Source organism: Pseudomonas sp. CH235 (assembly GCF_004368175.1).
GTDB lineage: Bacteria > Pseudomonadota > Gammaproteobacteria > Pseudomonadales > Pseudomonadaceae > Aquipseudomonas > Aquipseudomonas paraglycinae.
In genome coordinates this window covers 123,190-138,945 of record NZ_RRZJ01000007.1, presented here as the reverse complement: position 1 = coordinate 138,945, position 15,756 = coordinate 123,190, and the positions used below count along the sequence as shown (strand labels likewise).

General features: G+C 61.7%; 13 protein-coding genes. 3 read left to right on the top strand and 10 right to left on the bottom strand.

The window, feature by feature from the left end; all coding sequences use genetic code 11:
* Positions 1 to 3: 3 nt before the first annotated feature.
* Entirely contained in the window at positions 4 to 831 is an 828-nt protein-coding gene (gene nadE, locus EIY71_RS10360; protein ID WP_007950678.1) for an ammonia-dependent NAD(+) synthetase, read from the top strand.
* Between the two features lie 55 nt (positions 832 to 886).
* On the opposite strand, the gene azu is transcribed toward nadE, so the two are convergent.
* A complete protein-coding gene (azu, locus tag EIY71_RS10355) occupies positions 887 to 1,333 on the bottom strand; it encodes an azurin (protein ID WP_134021626.1) in 447 nt (148 codons plus the stop codon).
* 341 nt (positions 1,334 to 1,674) lie between these two features.
* Here azu and EIY71_RS10350 point away from each other — a divergent pair, with 341 nt between their 5' ends.
* Positions 1,675 to 2,262 (top strand): TIGR00730 family Rossman fold protein, encoded by a 588-nt coding sequence (locus EIY71_RS10350; protein WP_039766689.1) that lies wholly within the window; start codon positions 1,675 to 1,677, stop codon positions 2,260 to 2,262.
* Between the two features lie 68 nt (positions 2,263 to 2,330).
* Complete coding sequence (locus EIY71_RS10345; protein ID WP_007950694.1) at positions 2,331 to 2,510, top strand: hypothetical protein; 180 nt, start codon at positions 2,331 to 2,333, stop codon at positions 2,508 to 2,510.
* Between the two features lie 64 nt (positions 2,511 to 2,574).
* On the opposite strand, the gene EIY71_RS10340 is transcribed toward EIY71_RS10345, so the two are convergent.
* The 9 genes from EIY71_RS10340 to rpsF all read right to left on the bottom strand — a co-directional run bounded on the left by EIY71_RS10340 (position 2,575) and on the right by rpsF (position 15,656).
* Positions 2,575 to 3,465, bottom strand: coding sequence for a transglutaminase family protein (locus tag EIY71_RS10340; RefSeq protein WP_134021624.1), 891 nt, complete (start codon positions 3,463 to 3,465; stop codon positions 2,575 to 2,577).
* Positions 3,465 to 5,951, bottom strand: a complete 2,487-nt coding sequence (locus EIY71_RS10335) for a circularly permuted type 2 ATP-grasp protein (RefSeq protein ID WP_134021622.1) — start codon at positions 5,949 to 5,951, stop codon at positions 3,465 to 3,467. Before EIY71_RS10335 ends, EIY71_RS10340 begins: the two co-directional genes overlap by 1 nt.
* A 103-nt stretch (positions 5,952 to 6,054) precedes the next feature.
* Positions 6,055 to 9,330, bottom strand: coding sequence for a DUF2126 domain-containing protein (locus EIY71_RS10330; protein WP_134021621.1), 3,276 nt, complete (start codon positions 9,328 to 9,330; stop codon positions 6,055 to 6,057).
* 311 nt (positions 9,331 to 9,641) lie between these two features.
* On the bottom strand, positions 9,642 to 11,945 hold the full coding sequence (locus EIY71_RS10325; RefSeq protein ID WP_011332195.1) for a YgiQ family radical SAM protein: 2,304 nt from the start codon (positions 11,943 to 11,945) through the stop codon (positions 9,642 to 9,644).
* 112 nt (positions 11,946 to 12,057) lie between these two features.
* Positions 12,058 to 13,455 (bottom strand): replicative DNA helicase, encoded by a 1,398-nt coding sequence (dnaB, locus tag EIY71_RS10320; RefSeq protein WP_011332193.1) that lies wholly within the window; start codon positions 13,453 to 13,455, stop codon positions 12,058 to 12,060.
* Between the two features lie 120 nt (positions 13,456 to 13,575).
* Positions 13,576 to 14,022, bottom strand: a complete 447-nt coding sequence (gene rplI, locus EIY71_RS10315; protein ID WP_003186385.1) for a 50S ribosomal protein L9 — start codon at positions 14,020 to 14,022, stop codon at positions 13,576 to 13,578.
* A gap of 19 nt (positions 14,023 to 14,041) precedes the next feature.
* A complete protein-coding gene (locus EIY71_RS10310) occupies positions 14,042 to 14,932 on the bottom strand; it encodes a hypothetical protein (RefSeq protein WP_039766674.1) in 891 nt (296 codons plus the stop codon).
* A gap of 36 nt (positions 14,933 to 14,968) precedes the next feature.
* Entirely contained in the window at positions 14,969 to 15,199 is a 231-nt protein-coding gene (gene rpsR / locus EIY71_RS10305) for a 30S ribosomal protein S18 (protein WP_002551829.1), read from the bottom strand.
* A gap of 28 nt (positions 15,200 to 15,227) precedes the next feature.
* Entirely contained in the window at positions 15,228 to 15,656 is a 429-nt protein-coding gene (gene rpsF, locus EIY71_RS10300; protein WP_007950702.1) for a 30S ribosomal protein S6, read from the bottom strand.
* Positions 15,657 to 15,756: the final 100 nt, after the last annotated feature.

The window sequence follows — 15,756 nt, the reverse complement described above, 5'->3', positions numbered from 1 at the left end:
TTCATGCAAGCCGTACAGCGTGAGATTGCTGAACAGCTCAACGTTCAGCCGCCGTTCGCCGATTACCAGGCCCTCGAAGCGGAAGTCGCCCGACGCATCACCTTCATCCAGGATTGCCTGACCAGTTCCGGACTCAAGACCCTGGTGCTGGGCATCAGTGGCGGCGTCGATTCGCTGACCGCAGGCCTTTTGGCCCAGCGCGCCATGCGTGAACTGCGCGAGCGCACCGGTGACGAGGCTTACAAGTTCATCGCCGTGCGCCTGCCGTACGACGTGCAGTTCGATGAACACGATGCCCAGGCCTCGGTGGACTTCATCGCCCCGGACGAGCGCCACACCGTCAACATCGGCCCGGCAGTCAAATCCCTGGCCAGCGAAGTCGCAGCCTTCGAAGGCAAGCACGCGGTGTCGGTGGATTTCGTGCTCGGCAACACCAAGGCGCGGATGCGCATGGTCGCCCAGTACACCATCGCCGGCGCGGCCCACGGTCTGGTGATCGGCACCGACCACGCAGCGGAAGCTGTGATGGGTTTCTTCACCAAGTTCGGTGACGGCGCCTGCGACCTGGCCCCGCTCAGCGGTCTGGTGAAAAACCAGGTCCGGGCCATCGCCCGCAGCTTCGGCGCACCGGAATCGCTGGTGGAAAAAGTGCCGACGGCGGATCTGGAAGACCTTTCGCCAGGCAAGCCGGACGAGGCGTCCCACGGCGTGACCTACGCCGAGATCGACGCGTTCCTGCACGGCGAGCCGGTGCGTCAGGAAGCGTTCGACATCATCGTCAACACCTACAAAAAGACTCATCACAAGCGGGTCATGCCGTTTGCGCCTTGAATCCAGGGCATAAAAAAAGCGTCCTTCGGGACGCTTTTTTTTGACCTTGTATTGCTTACTTCAGGGTCACGGTGCCTTTCATCATCGAGATGTGGCCCGGGAACGAGCAGAAGAAGCCGTACTTCTCGTCAGCCTTGAGCTTGGACACGTCGAAGGTCAGCGAGTCGGTTTCCTTGGCGCCGATGATCTTGGTGTGAGCGATAACGCGCTCGTCACCGTCCTTCAGGTAGTTCTTGTCGATGCCGGCGGCCAGGCCGTCGGTGGCGATCGGCTGCATGTCGGCTTCTTTGCTGATCACCAGGTTATGGCCCATGACGTTCTTCGGCAGGCTGCCGGAGTGGGTCAGTTCGACGGTGAAGGTCTTGCAGCTCTTGTCGATTTCGATGGCCTTGGTGTTGAAGGACATCTGGTCGGTGGAATCAACGGTGGTTTTGCACTCGGCAGCCATCAATTGGCTGCTGGCCAGCGCCAGCAGGGATACCGCAACAACTTTGGAAAACATGGTGAATCTCCAAGGCAGGGTTAACAAAAACACGAATGGTTGGAAGACTGCCTGAAATCTTCGCAAGTTCCTATGACTTGAGTCAAAAATTGTATACAACTTTCAGGCTATGACACTCATCGAAACAATCTAACAGCCAGACGTTTGGCCGGGCCGTATCTTCAGGGTTCAACGTTCATCTGGAGCATCCGTCATGTCCTTCAACAGCCTGTTGTGCAGTCTGCTCGCCGCTTACGCCTGTGGTGCCAGCGGCACCTATGAAACCCCGAAACGCGAAGTCTAGCCCTTGGATCAAGGCGTGCCAGCCATTACCCTGTGACCGATTGACCCAGGAGGAAGGCATGTCTCTCACATCCGTTTGTGTATTTTGCGGTGCCAACGCCGGCACCACCCCGGCGTACACCGAAGCCGCCATTGCCCTCGGCACGGCTATCGCCGAGCGTAAGCTGACGCTGGTCTACGGCGGTGGCGCCGTCGGCCTGATGGGGATTGTCGCTGACGCCGCGCTGGCGGCCGGTGGCGAAGTGATCGGCATCATCCCGCAGAGCCTGATGGACAAGGAAATCGGTCACAAGAGCCTGACCCGTCTGGAAGTAGTCGACGGCATGCACGCGCGCAAGGCGCGGATGGCCGAACTCAGCGATGCGTTCATCGCCCTGCCCGGTGGCCTCGGCACCCTGGAAGAGTTGTTCGAAGTCTGGACCTGGGGCCAGCTCGGCTACCACGGCAAGCCGCTGGGCCTGCTGGAAGTGAACGGTTTCTACAGCAAACTCACTGCATTTCTCGATCACATCGTCGGCGAAGGCTTCGTTCGCGCGCCGCACCGTGACATGCTGCAAGTGAGCGAATCGCCGCAAACGCTGCTCGAAGCCCTCGATAACTGGAAGCCCACCGTCACGCCAAAATGGGTCGACCAGAAACCCGGTTAACCGCCGGGCACCGATACAGGGCAGAATACGCGCCGCTCAACCTCACCTTCGACCCCAGAGGATCGCCCATGGCCAAACCCAATTACTCCTTCGCCAAACGTCAACGTGACCTGGCCAAGGAACAGAAGAAAGAGGAAAAGCTTCAGCGCAAGAAACAGATGGCTGAAGAAGCGGCACTGAACCCTGACGGTGAAGTGGCGACCGATGATGATGTTGAGGCACCGAAAGACCAGGCACCCGACGCCTGAGCTGAATCGCGAAATTGAACACCCTCCATTGTGGGAGCTGACTGGCTCCCACGATGGATCGCACTTACTCCAGTGGCATCACCGTGACCCGCACCTCCGGATCATGGCTCCCTCCCCCCAGAATCACCCCGCGCAATGGCGAGACATCGGAGAAATCCCGGCCCCAGGCCAGGGTGATGTGCTCCAGTGCCGGCTGCACATTGTTTGTCGGATCGAAGTCCACCCAGCCCAGCACCGGGCAAAACACGGAGACCCAGGCATGGGACGCATCGGCGCCGATCAACCGTGGCTGCCCCGGTGGCGGCTGGGTCAGCAGGTAGCCGCTGACGTAACGCGCCGCCAACCCGCGTGAGCGCACACAGGCGAGCATCAGGTGCGCGAAGTCCTGACAGACCCCGCGCCGGCGCTCCAGCACTTCCACCAGCGGCGTCGCGACCTGTGTCGCTTCGGCATCGAAGGTGAATTCGCTGAAGATCTTCTGCATCAGGGCCTGCACGCCCAGCATCAACGGTCTGCCGGCCGGGAAACAGCTCTCCGAGAACTCGACGAAACTGCGCTTCAGATGCACGTAGGGCGACTGGAATCGATAGCGACAGGCTTCCAGCAACGAGGCGGACAGCGGTTGACTGCTGTAGGTCAGCGCGTTGCGCGTCAGTTCCCAGGCCGGTGACTGCTGGAAATCCACCACGGGTCGCGCCAGCACTTCCACCGTCAGCCGTGCGTTGACCTGCAATTCATCGTGGGGTCGTTCGAAGGCGAGGCGAGTCAGCGGATTGCCGAACACATCCTGCTCGTCACGGCGGGCGGTCGGCTCCGGACTGATCAGCAATTGCTGCTCGCTGCAGCGCTGCCACTCGCATTCGCGCGGCCACAGATGCGCCAGTTGCTGGGCCAGGGACACCGGGCTGTCGTAGCGATAGCAGGTGTCGTGAAGGATCTGGTAATGGGCACTCATCAGACGGACACCGTGCGCTGGCTGACATCATCGACATGGGCGAAATGGCGCAGGGCCAGTCGATCCGACACCTGACTGCTGGCGTCGGCGATTTCCTGCAGCAGGTCCGCCAGACCGTCGAGGGCCGCGCGCACGCTGGATTCGCCGAACAGCGGATTCTCCAGACAGCTCAGATCGAAGCGCGCCAGACGCTCGACCAGCGGCGGCAATCCTGCCTCCCTCGGCACACCGAAGTCATCATTCAGCCGCTTCAAGGTGCGAGTCACCAGCTTCAACTGGAACAGCACCGCATGGGGGTTCTGCTCATCCAGCAGCAACAGGTCGAGCACCGGAATCAACTGCGCCACCGCCAGATAACGCGAGCGATAGGTGATGCTGCTGTTGCCCAGCTCAAGCAACCACTCAAGCCCGGCCTGATCGAACGCGCCAGCGCCGCGCAAGAAACCCGCGAGGCTGCTGCTGAGAAATTGCAGGCGCTCGATCCGCCGCCCGATCATCAGGAAGCGCCAGCCTTCGTCGCGGGTCATGTCATCAAGGGCAAACCCGGACAGCGCCGCCAGCGACATCACCAGCCGGTTGAGAAAATCCAGCAGCTCGCCGAAGTCCGGTTCGTCGGTGTCCAGTTCCGCAGCCTCACGTTGCAGCTCCACCAGCGCCTGCCAGTTTTCCCGGGACAACTTGCCGCGCACTTGCGAAGCCGCCCACTGCAAGCGCTGCAGGTTGGAGCGCAGGCTGAACGACCAGTCCTCGCCGAGCAGTGCCGCAAGCAAGCGCTCCGGCAGCTCGCCTTCGTCCGGTAGCAGCATCAGCCGCTCGCCCAGATCCACCGCAGCCTGCAGGGCTTGCGGGTCATCGCCGTCGACGTAACGCGCGAGCATGATGCGCAACAGCCGCGCGCTGTCGTCGCAACGCTCGCAGTAACGGCCGAACCAGAACAGGTTTTCCACCACCCGCGACGGCAGATACGGATCGCGTCGCACCAGATCGGGCACACCGATGTTCCGCTGGGCTTTCCACTGTTCACCGCTGGGCGGTCGATCCCCCAGCACCCAGGTGTCCTTGCTCGCGCCACCGCGCTGCATCGACACCACTTCGGCATCGGCTTCTGCCGCGACCCGTGTCAGGCCACCGGGCAGCACCCGATAACCGTCGTGACTCGCCACTGCGTACATGCGCATGCCGATTGCCCGGGGTTGCAGTTGCCCGTCCTCGGGCTGCCAGATCGGCGCCTGGGACAACTGGGCGAGTTCTTGCGCGACATAAGCATAAGGCCGGGCCTGCATGCGCGCGGCGAGACTTTCACGCTGTTTTTCGCTCAGATCCCGACCAAACACCGGCGCAAAACTTTGCGACGGAAACGCCGGTTTGATCAACAGCTCAGGCAGTTTCTCCAGGGCCTGTGACAGCACCGGCGCTTCGCCGCACCACCACGTGGCAATGGACGGCAAAATCAGCTCTTCGCCGAACAGGTACTGATTGATCTTCGGCAGGAAACCCAGCAACCCCGGCGACTCCAGCACGCCACTGCCCAGCGCGTTGGCCACCAGCACCCGGCCCTGACGCACCGCCTCCAGCAATCCCGGAACGCCGAGCGCCGAATCCGTGCGCAATTCCAGCGGATCGCAGAAGTCATCGTCGAGCCGACGCATGATCGCGTGCACCCGGCGCAGGCCGCTGAGGGTTTTCAGGTAGACCGTGGCATCACGCACCGTCAGGTCTCCACCCTCCACCAGCGGATAACCGAGCTGGCGGGCGAGATAGAGATGCTCGAAATAGCTTTCGTTGAAACGCCCCGGGGTCAGCAACACCACCAGCGGCGCGTCATCGTCGCAGGGGGCCTGACGGGCCAGGGTTTCCTGCAAGGTGCGGAAGAAGCCGGCCAGATGCTGCACTTTCAGATCCCGGTACAACTCGGGAAAGGCGCGGGACACGATGGTGCGATTTTCCAGCGCGTAACCGGCGCCGGATGGCGCCTGGGTACGATCCGCCGTCACCCACCAGCGCCCGTCCGGCGTGCGCGCCAGATCGACGGCATAAAGATGCAGAAAGGCCCCGTCCGGCGGCGCAATGCCCTGACAGGGCCAGAGGAAGTTGTTATGGCCGAACACCAGTTCTGCCGGCAGCAGCCCTTCGCTGATCAGCCGCTGCGGGCCGTACAGATCCGCCAGCACCGCATTGAGCAGCCGCGCGCGCTGGGCGATTCCGGCGGACAGTTGTTGCCACTCGTCAGCGGCGATCACGTGGGGCAGCAGATCCAGTTCCCACGGACGATCCGCGCCCTTGGGGTCGGCATAGACGTTGTAGGTGACACCGTTTTCCTGAATCTGCCGGGTCAGCAACGCCTGACGCTGCACCAGTTGCGCCGGGGTGCTGCGCTGCAATTGGTCGACCAGTCGCCGCCAGTGCGGGCGCACCGCCCCGCTGTCGTCGAGCAGTTCGTGATAGGTGCCCGCCGTCAGCGGGTAGCGGTCAAGCAGGTCAGGCATGGAAAGCTCGGCAGCCGGCAAGGAACGGTCAGACTAACGCAGGCACATGACGCCCGGATATACGAAAAATCCGGGCGTCACGCTCCTAAATAAAACAGCCGATTTAGAAGCGTCGTAAATCGAGTGTCATCGGTAGTTCGTCGGAGGTTGTCAGGTTCGGTATAGGAAGTTTCCCCGGCGTATGTCCGATGCGGAAGAAACGCGCCATGCGCCGGCTCTCCGCTTCGTTGGCGTTGACCGGCAGCGTTTCGTAATTGCGCCCGCCCGGATGGGCGACGTGGTACTGGCAGCCGCCCAGCGAGCGCTGCATCCAGGTATCGAGCAGGTCGAACACCAGCGGCGCATGCACCGGGATCGTCGGTTGCAGGCAGTTGGCCGGTTGCCACGCGCGGAAACGCACACCGGCGACAAACTCGCCCACCCGGCCGGTCGATTGCAGCGGCACCGGTATTCCATTGCAGGTCAGCAGATAACGCTGCGGCGGCAGCCCCGTGAGTTTGACCTGCAAGCGCTCCAGCGATGAGTCGACGTAGCGCACCGTACCGCCCGCCGCGCCCTCCTCGCCCAAGACATGCCAGGGTTCAAGGGCCTGACGCAATTCCAGCTCGATACCGTTGACGGCGTAATCGCCGACCTTGGGGAAACGAAATTCAAGGTGCGCCGCGAACCATTCGGCGCGCAGTGGATAACCGGCATTGTTGAGTTCGACGATGACGTCGGCGAAGTCCTGCTCGATGAAATGCGGCAGCATGAAGCGGTCGTGCAGCTCCGTACCCCAGCGCGCCAGTTTCGGTGGCGCATAGGGCTCGCGCCAGAACCGCGCCACCAGCGCTCGCAACAACAGCTGCTGCGCCAGGCTCATGCGCGCATGGGGTGGCATCTCGAAACCACGCAACTCCAGCAACCCGAGGCGCCCGGTGGCGCCATCCGGTGAATACAGCTTGTCGATGCAGAACTCGGCGCGATGGGTGTTGCCGGTAACGTCGATCAGCAGATTGCGCAGCAAACGGTCGACCAACCACGGCGGGCAGTCTTCTCCCGGCGCTGGCATTTGCGCGAAAGCGATTTCCAGTTCATACAGCGCATCGTTGCGCGCTTCGTCGATCCGCGGCGCCTGAGAGGTCGGGCCGATGAACAGCCCGGAAAACAGGTAGGACAGCGACGGATGGTTGTGCCAGTAACTGATCAGGCTGCGCAGCAGATCCGGACGGCGCAGAAACGGTGAATCGCCCGGTGTCGCGCCGCCGAGGACGAAATGGTTGCCGCCGCCGGTTCCGGTATGTCGCCCGTCGACCATGAATTTCTCGGTGGACAGTCGGGTCTGGCGCGCCTCTTCGTACAGAAATTCGGTGCGCTCGACCAGCTCGTCCCAGGTCGCCGACGGCTGCACGTTGACCTCGATCACGCCGGGATCCGGGGTGATGCGGAAATTGCTCAGGCGCGGATCACTCGGTGGCTCGTAGCCCTCCAGCAATACCGGGCAATGCAGCTCCTCGGCGGTGGCTTCGATGGCGGCCACCAGCTCCAGATAATCCTCGACCCGCTCCAGAGGCGGCATGAACAGATACAACCGGCCTTCCCGGGCCTCCGCGCATAACGCGGTGCGGGTCAGCCAGTCGGCGGACTCGTCGATCTTCGGCACACGCTCGTCTGCCGGAGCGGGCTCACGGTGATCGTTGAGCTGCGATGTTTCGGGCAGCCCGGGGAAGTCCTGATTCGGATCGTTCGGATGAATGAACGGATACTCTGCCGCCTTCACCCAAGGTTGCGAACCCAATGGCAGGCGATAGCCGAGCGGCGAATCTCCCGGCACCAACCGGCAATGCTCATCACGCAGATACCAGCGCCCACTCTGCCATTGATCGCCCTTGGCGGTGCGCGCCAGCGGCAGCACCTGGCCGATGACCTTGTCCAGCCCCTGACTGAACACCTTGCGCAGCCGCGCACGCTCCAGTGGCTCCTCCAGGCGCGAGTCTTCGGCGCTGACGTTGCTCGGCAAGGCGCCCTCGCGCCAGAGGTAATAGAAATTGTCTTCGTAGGCCGGGAAGACGAAGCGTGTCGGCAATTTCAGGCGTTCGGCGACGCTCGCCAGAAAGCGCCCGGCCAGTTCACCCGTGGCGCCGTAATCCTGCTGCTCATCGGCGATCAGTGCATTGTTATGCCAGATCGGCACGCCGTCGCGGCGCCAGTAGCAATTCAGCGACCAGCGCGGCAGTTGCTCACCCGGATACCACTTGCCCTGGCCGAAATGCACCAGCCCCTTGGGCGCGTAATGTTTGCGCATGCGCTGGAACAGTTCGGCGGAGAGCCGGCGCTTGTCCGGGCCCAGCGCGGCGGTGTTCCACTCGGCGCCGTCGGGGTCGTCGATCGACACGAAGGTCGGTTCGCCGCCCATGGTCAGGCGCACATCGCCTTCCAGCAGATCGGCATCGATCTGCCGGCCCAGCGTCTGGATCGCCAGCCATTGCTCATCGGTGTAGGGCTTGGTGACCCGCGGCGCTTCCCAGATCCGCTGCACGGACATTTCGTGGCTGAACTCGCATTCGCAAGGTTCCACCAGACCGCTGATCGGCGCCGCCGAGGACGGATCGGGACTGCAGGCCAGCGGGATATGCCCCTCTCCGGCGAATAGTCCGGAGGTCGCATCAAGGCCGATCCAGCCGGCGCCGGGCAGATACACCTCGCACCACGCGTGCAGGTCGGTGAAATCCACTTCGGTGCCGGACGGGCCGTCGAGGCTTTTCACGTCGGCGGTCAGTTGAATCAGATAACCGGAGACGAAACGCGCCGCCAGCCCGAGATTGCGCAGCAGTTGCACCAGCAGCCACGCCGAATCCCGGCAGGAGCCGGAGGCGTGTTCAAGAGTGTGTTCCGGGGTTTGCACCCCCGGCTCCATGCGGATCAGGTAATTGATGTCTTCGCTCAGGCGCTGATTGAGCGCCACCAGAAAATCCACGGCCGGCAACGGCGTGCGGTCGATGGCATCCAGATAGGCCTTGAATTTCGGCGTCAGCGGCAGGGTTTCGAGGTACGGCGCCAGCTCCTTGCGTTCATCGGCGGCGTAGGCGAAGGGGATTTTCTCGGCGTAGGGCTCGAGGAAAAAGTCGAACGGGTTGAACACCGCCATCTCGGCCAGCAGATCGACCTCGATCCGCAGTTCGGCGGTTTTCTCGGGGAACACCAGCCGTGCGAGGTAGTTGCCCTGGGGGTCCTGCTGCCAGTTGATGAAGTGCTGCTCGGGCGAGACTTTCAGTGAATAGGACAGAATCCGCGTGCGGCTGTGGGCAGCCGGGCGCAAACGCACGATCTGCGGGCCGAGTTCGACAGCGCGGTCGTAGCGGTAATGCGTGACGTGATGCAATGCGACATGAATCGACACGGCGTGCCTCCTGCGAGCCCAAGCGTATTCGAAAGCGCGCAAGACTTATGCCATGCAGAGGCTTGGGCGCTTTCCCGGAATGCTTAGGGCAGTACAGCACCAAAATCGGGCGATGCGTTGAAATGGTTTGGCACAGTTGCACGCAAATGTTGCGAAAGCGGCCGGATACTTGATCGTTCCCACGCTCCCGCGTAGGAATGCAGCCCGTGACGCTCTGCGTCCCTGGAGGCATTCCCACGCAGACGGTTCGACGTGGGAACGATCATTTAGCTCCTAAATGCAAAACGCCAACCCGAAGGTTGGCGTTCTCTTTAGCGCGGTACGACCGGCTTGCGTGCCGGTTTCGGCCCTTTGCCTTTCGCGGCTTCCTTGCGCTCCTTGGCGGCCTGCTGGTTGCGGGCGAATGCCGCGGCCTTGGCCTGTTCACGCTTGTCCCAAGGATTGCCGCCGTCGCTGGCGCGTGGAGGCAGACCGGTGTGCTGGGTGAGGATCTTGGTGGTCTTCTCTTTCGCGACCTTGTGGCTGCCGGCCGGCGTCGAGTTCTTGCGACGGGCACTCTGGTAGCTGTCGGTGGCCGGCTGATGCAGCGGGATCAACTGGTGCTTGCCCGGCCCGATCAGGTCGGCGCGGCCCATGCGGGTCAGCGCTTCACGCAGCATCGGCCAGCCTTTCGGGTCGTGATAACGCAGGAACGCCTTGTGCAGACGACGCTGCTCCTCGCTCTTGACGATGGTCACGCCGTCGCTCTTGTAGGTGACCTTGCGCAGCGGGTTCTTGCCCGAGTGGTACATCGCGGTAGCGGTGGCCATCGGCGACGGGTAGAACGCCTGCACCTGGTCGGCACGGAAGCCGTTGCCCTTGAGCCACAGGGCCAGGTTCATCATGTCTTCGTCGGTGGTGCCCGGGTGCGCGGCGATGAAGTACGGAATCAGGTACTGCTCTTTCCCGGCTTCCTTGGTGTACTTCTCGAACATGCGCTTGAAGCGATCGTAGGTGCCGATCCCCGGTTTCATCATCTGGTTGAGCGGACCTTCCTCGGTGTGTTCCGGGGCGATCTTCAGGTAACCACCGACGTGGTGGGTCACCAGCTCCTTGACGTACTCCGGCGATTCGACCGCGAGGTCGTAACGCAGGCCGGAGGCGATCAAAATCTTCTTCACACCCGGCAAGGCACGGGCGCTGCGGTACAGCTGAATCAGCGACGAGTGGTCGGTGTTCAGGTTCGGGCAGATGCCCGGGAACACGCAGGACGGCTTGCGGCACGCGGATTCGATTTCCGGGCTCTTGCAGGCGATGCGGTACATGTTCGCGGTCGGGCCGCCGAGGTCGGAAATGACGCCTGTGAAACCCGGCACCTTGTCGCGGATCTCTTCGATTTCGCGAATGATCGACTCTTCGGAACGGTTCTGGATGATCCGGCCTTCGTGCTCGGTGATCGAGCAGAAGGTGCAGCCACCGAAGCAGCCACGCATGATGTTCACCGAAAAGCGGATCATGTCGTAGGCCGGGATTTTTTCCTTGCCGTACGCAGGGTGCGGAACACGTGCGTAAGGCATGCCGAACACGTAGTCCATTTCTTCGGTGGTCATCGGAATCGGAGGCGGGTTGAACCAGACGTCGATCTCGCCATGCTTCTGTACCAGCGCACGGGCGTTGCCCGGGTTGGTTTCCAGGTGCAGCACGCGATTGGCGTGGGCGTACAGGACCGGATCGTTACGCACCTTTTCCATCGACGGCAGGCGGATCACGGTCTTGTCGCGGGTCATTTTCGGGCTGGCCAGGATCTGCACGACCTTGGCTTCTTCCGGATCTTCAACCGGACCCTTCTCCTGCTCGATCGCGCAGGCCTGAGTGTCCTGGGTGTTGACGTACGGGTTGATGATCTTGTCGATCTTGCCCGGACGGTCGATGCGCGTGGAGTCGACTTCGTACCAGCCCGCCGGCGTGTCGCGACGGATGAACGCGGTGCCGCGCACATCGGTGATGTCTTCGATCTTGTGACCGTAGGACAGACGCTGGGCGACTTCGACAATCGCGCGCTCGGCGTTGCCGTACAGCAGGATGTCGGCGCTGGCGTCGATCAGGATCGAGTTGCGCACGCGATCCTGCCAGTAGTCGTAGTGGGCGATGCGGCGCAGGGAGGCTTCGATGCCGCCGAGCACTATCGGCACGTGCTTGTAGGCTTCCTTGCAGCGCTGGCTATAGACCAGGCTCGCGCGATCCGGACGTTTGCCCGCCATGCCACCCGGGGTGTAGGCGTCGTCGGAACGGATTTTCTTGTCCGCGGTGTAGCGGTTGATCATCGAGTCCATGTTGCCGGCCGCGACGCCGAAGAACAGGTTCGGCTCGCCGAGCTTCATGAAGTCGTCTTTGGACTGCCAGTTAGGCTGCGCGATGATCCCGACGCGGAAGCCTTGCGACTCCAGCAGCCGGCCGATGATCGCCATGCCGAACGACGGGTGATCGACGTAGGCATCTCCCGTAACAATGATGATGTCGCAGGAATCCCAGCCAAGCTGATCCATCTCCTCCCTGCTCATCGGCAGGAATGGCGCCGGCCCGAAACATTCGGCCCAGTATTTTGGATAGTCAAATAACGGCTTGGCTGCTTGCATGTCGATGACCGGTGTTGAGGTGCAAAATCGCGGGCGCGGAATATAGCACAAAAAATGACCAATTCCGACGGCTGTGGTCGGAAATATCAGGGGCTTTCAGACGACGACAGACTTACTCGTCGTCGTCGAAGTTATAGCTGCCCGGCGCGAGGTTTTCGAAGCGGGTGTACTTGCCAATGAAGGCCAGGCGGATGAAGCCGATCGGGCCGTTCCGCTGCTTGCCGATGATGATTTCGGCGATGCCCTTGTGTTCGGTTTCCGGGTGATACACCTCGTCCCGGTACACGAACATGATCACGTCGGCGTCCTGCTCGATCGCTCCGGATTCCCGCAAGTCGGAGTTCACCGGACGCTTGTTGGGACGTTGTTCCAGGGAACGGTTGAGCTGTGACAGGGCGACTACCGGGCAGTTGAATTCCTTGGCCAGGGCTTTCAGGGATCGGGAGATCTCGGAAATCTCGTTGGTCCGGTTGTCACCGCTGGAGCCGGGGATCTGCATCAGCTGCAGGTAGTCGATCATGATCAGGCCGATGTCGCCGTGCTCGCGCACCAGACGCCGGGTCCGGGCACGCATCTCCGACGGGCTGATGCCGGCGGTGTCATCGATGAACAGCTTGCGGTCGTTGAGCAGGTTGACCGCCGAGGTCAGGCGCGGCCAGTCGTCGTCTTCCAGCTGGCCGGAACGCACCTTGGTCTGGTCGATACGACCGAGGGACGACAGCATACGCATGATCAGCGATTCACCTGGCATCTCGAGGGAGTACACCAGCACCACCTTGTCGCTGCGCAGTACGGCGTTTTCCACCAGGTTCATCGCGAAGGTGGTCTTACCCATCGACGGACGGCCGGCGACGATGATCAAGTCGGCCGGTTGCAGGCCGCTGGTCTTCTCGTCGAGGTCGGTGTAGCCGGTGGACAGGCCGGTGATCGAGTCGGCGGTGTTGAACAGGGTGTCGATGCGGTCGATGGCCTTGGTCAACAGGTCATTCACGCCCACCGGACCGCCGGTTTTTGGCCGGGCCTCGGCAATCGCGAAAATCTGCCGCTCGGCTTCGTCGAGGATTTCCTCGGCGGTGCGGCCTTCGGGGTTGAAGGCGCTGTCGGCAATTTCGGTGCTGATACCGATCAGCTGACGCAACGTCGCACGCTGGCGGACGATCTGCGCATAGGCCTTGATGTTGGCGACGGACGGCGTGTTTTTCGCCAGCTCGCCAAGGTAACCGAGGCCGCCGACCTGCGAGGTCTGACCTTCCTTGTCCAGTTGCTCGGCAAGGGTCACGACGTCGATCGGCAGGTTCTGATCGGCCAGTTTGGCGATCGCACGGAAAATCAGACGGTGGTCATGTCGGTAGAAATCGCCGTCGGAGACTTGATCGAGCACACGTTCCCATGCGTTGTTGTCCAGCATCAGACCACCGAGCACGGCCTGTTCGGCCTCGATGGAATGCGGCGGCACCTTCAGCGCGGCGGTTTGCAGATCGTATTGCTCGGGAGCGGAGATTTCGTTCATGGCCACTTTTTAATCAGGAAAAGCAGGGAGTGCAGAAAGACAAAGGGCACGACCTGTAAACAGGATCGTGCCCGATGTTAACCGTCTGACGGACAAGCCGCCAGTCGATCAGGGTGTTGCTTAAGCTGCTACCACGACAACGCGTACGGTGGCTTCAACTTCGGCGTGCAGGTGCACAGCCACGTCGAATTCACCCACGTTGCGGATGGTGCCGTTCGGCAGACGAACTTCGCTTTTCGCAACTTCAACGCCGGAGGCGGTCAGTGCGTCAGCGATGTCGTGAGTACCGATCGAACCGAACAGCTTGCCTTCGTCGCCAGCGGTGGCAGTGATGGTCACTTCCAGCTCGGCCAGTTGGGCAGCACGGCTTTCAGCCGATGCTTTACGGTCTGCGGCGGCTTTTTCCAGCTCAGCGCGACGCTCTTCGAACGCAGCCAGGTTGGCAGCGGTCGCAGCGGTGGCTTTGCCGAAAGGCAGCAGGTAGTTACGGCCGTAACCGGCCTTAACGTTTACTTTGTCGCCCAGGTTGCCCAGGTTGGCGATTTTTTCCAGAAGGATCAGTTGCATGTGGAAATCCTCTTAACTTTTAACCTTCACCGTTCGCGTTATCGGTGTCTTTCGACACCCGACCGCGAAAATCAATCAGGCTGTCGACAATGGCCAGAACCACGAGCAACGGATAGATCAGCTGCATGAACAGCAACAGCGTCACGTACAACCCCACCAGCCAGAAACCGGCCAGTCGCCTTTGCGCCACCAGCCCGTGAATCAGGGCCAGCCCGGCGAACACCAGCGGTACACTGCACAACGGCGTCAACATGGCCATCTGTGCACCGAGATTCGGGCCCAGAAGCATCAACGCCAGCAGTAACATCGCCGGTCCCAGCGGGATCCGGATGGCGCGAAACTCGCGACCAAAACCACCCGGGTTGTACAACAACGCCTGCCAGTAACGCCCGACAATCAGGCTCAGCACGCTGACGATCTGCAACAAGGCCGCAATCAGGCCGGTCAGGACCGGTGCGATCAGCGACGCGAAACGCGCCTGCTCGTCTACCGACAATTGTTGGTAGGCATCACCGAGAAGCGCGGGCATGACCTTTACCAAGGCCTGCGCCAGCATCTCGATCTGGGGCGCAAACGCCGCCCCGAGCACCACTGAAAACACCAGCCCCATGGCTACGCTGACCAGCAGCGTGCGGACCCAGGACTCGCTTGCGCGCAACACCAGCGCAAGCCCCGAAGACCCCAGCAGCACCAGAAGTGCCCGTGGGTCATCGGCATACAACCACCATATCAATGCCGGCAGCAGTCCCAGCGACACGACGCCCAGGGCGTCGGTCAATCCGCGCCGCAGAAGCACCAGGCTCCCGGCGGCAGCACCCAACCAATACAACAACGGCAATGTTGCACACCCGGCCACTACGAGAGTGGCCTGCATACGGCCGCGCATGATGAACTCAGCTAAGGCACGCATGCATTCAATCCTTTGCTACTTGTCGACTGCCCGGTCTCAGCGGCCGTGGCTGTCGGTGTAGGCCAGCAGGGCCAGGAAGCGGGCGCGCTTGATAGCGGTGGCCAGCTGACGCTGATAACGAGCTTTGGTACCGGTGATGCGGCTTGGAACGATTTTGCCGGTCTCGGATACGTAGGCTTTCAGAGTGTTGAGATCTTTGTAATCGATCTCCTTCACGTCTTCAGCGGTGAAGCGGCAGAATTTACGACGACGGAAGAAACGTGCCATTTGATAGGCTCCTTAAAAGGTCCGTGGATTACTCGTCAGCGTTATCGCTGTTGTCGCTGTCGCTATCGCTGTCATCGCCATCGGCGCTGCCATCGTGCTCAGGACGTTCGCGACGCTCACGGCGCTCACTGCGGTTTTCTTCAGCCTTGAGCATCTCGGACTGGCCGGTAACGGCTTCGTCGCGACGGATGACCAGGTTACGGATCACAGCATCGTTGTAGCGGAAGTTGTCTTCCAGCTCGGCCAGGGCCTTGCCGGTGCACTCAACGTTCAGCATCACGTAGTGAGCCTTGTGAACATTGTTGATTGCGTAGGCCAGTTGACGACGGCCCCAGTCTTCCAGACGGTGGATTTTGCCGCCGTCTTCTTCGATCAGCTTGGTGTAACGCTCAACCATGCCGCCGACTTGCTCGCTCTGGTCAGGGTGGACCAGAAAGATGATTTCGTAATGACGCATGAATGCTCCTTACGGGTTGTAGCCTGCCGCTCAAAAACGGTCAGACAAGGAGTGAATGACACTTATGGACTTGCTGGCGCGGGGCACATGCATGCCTGCC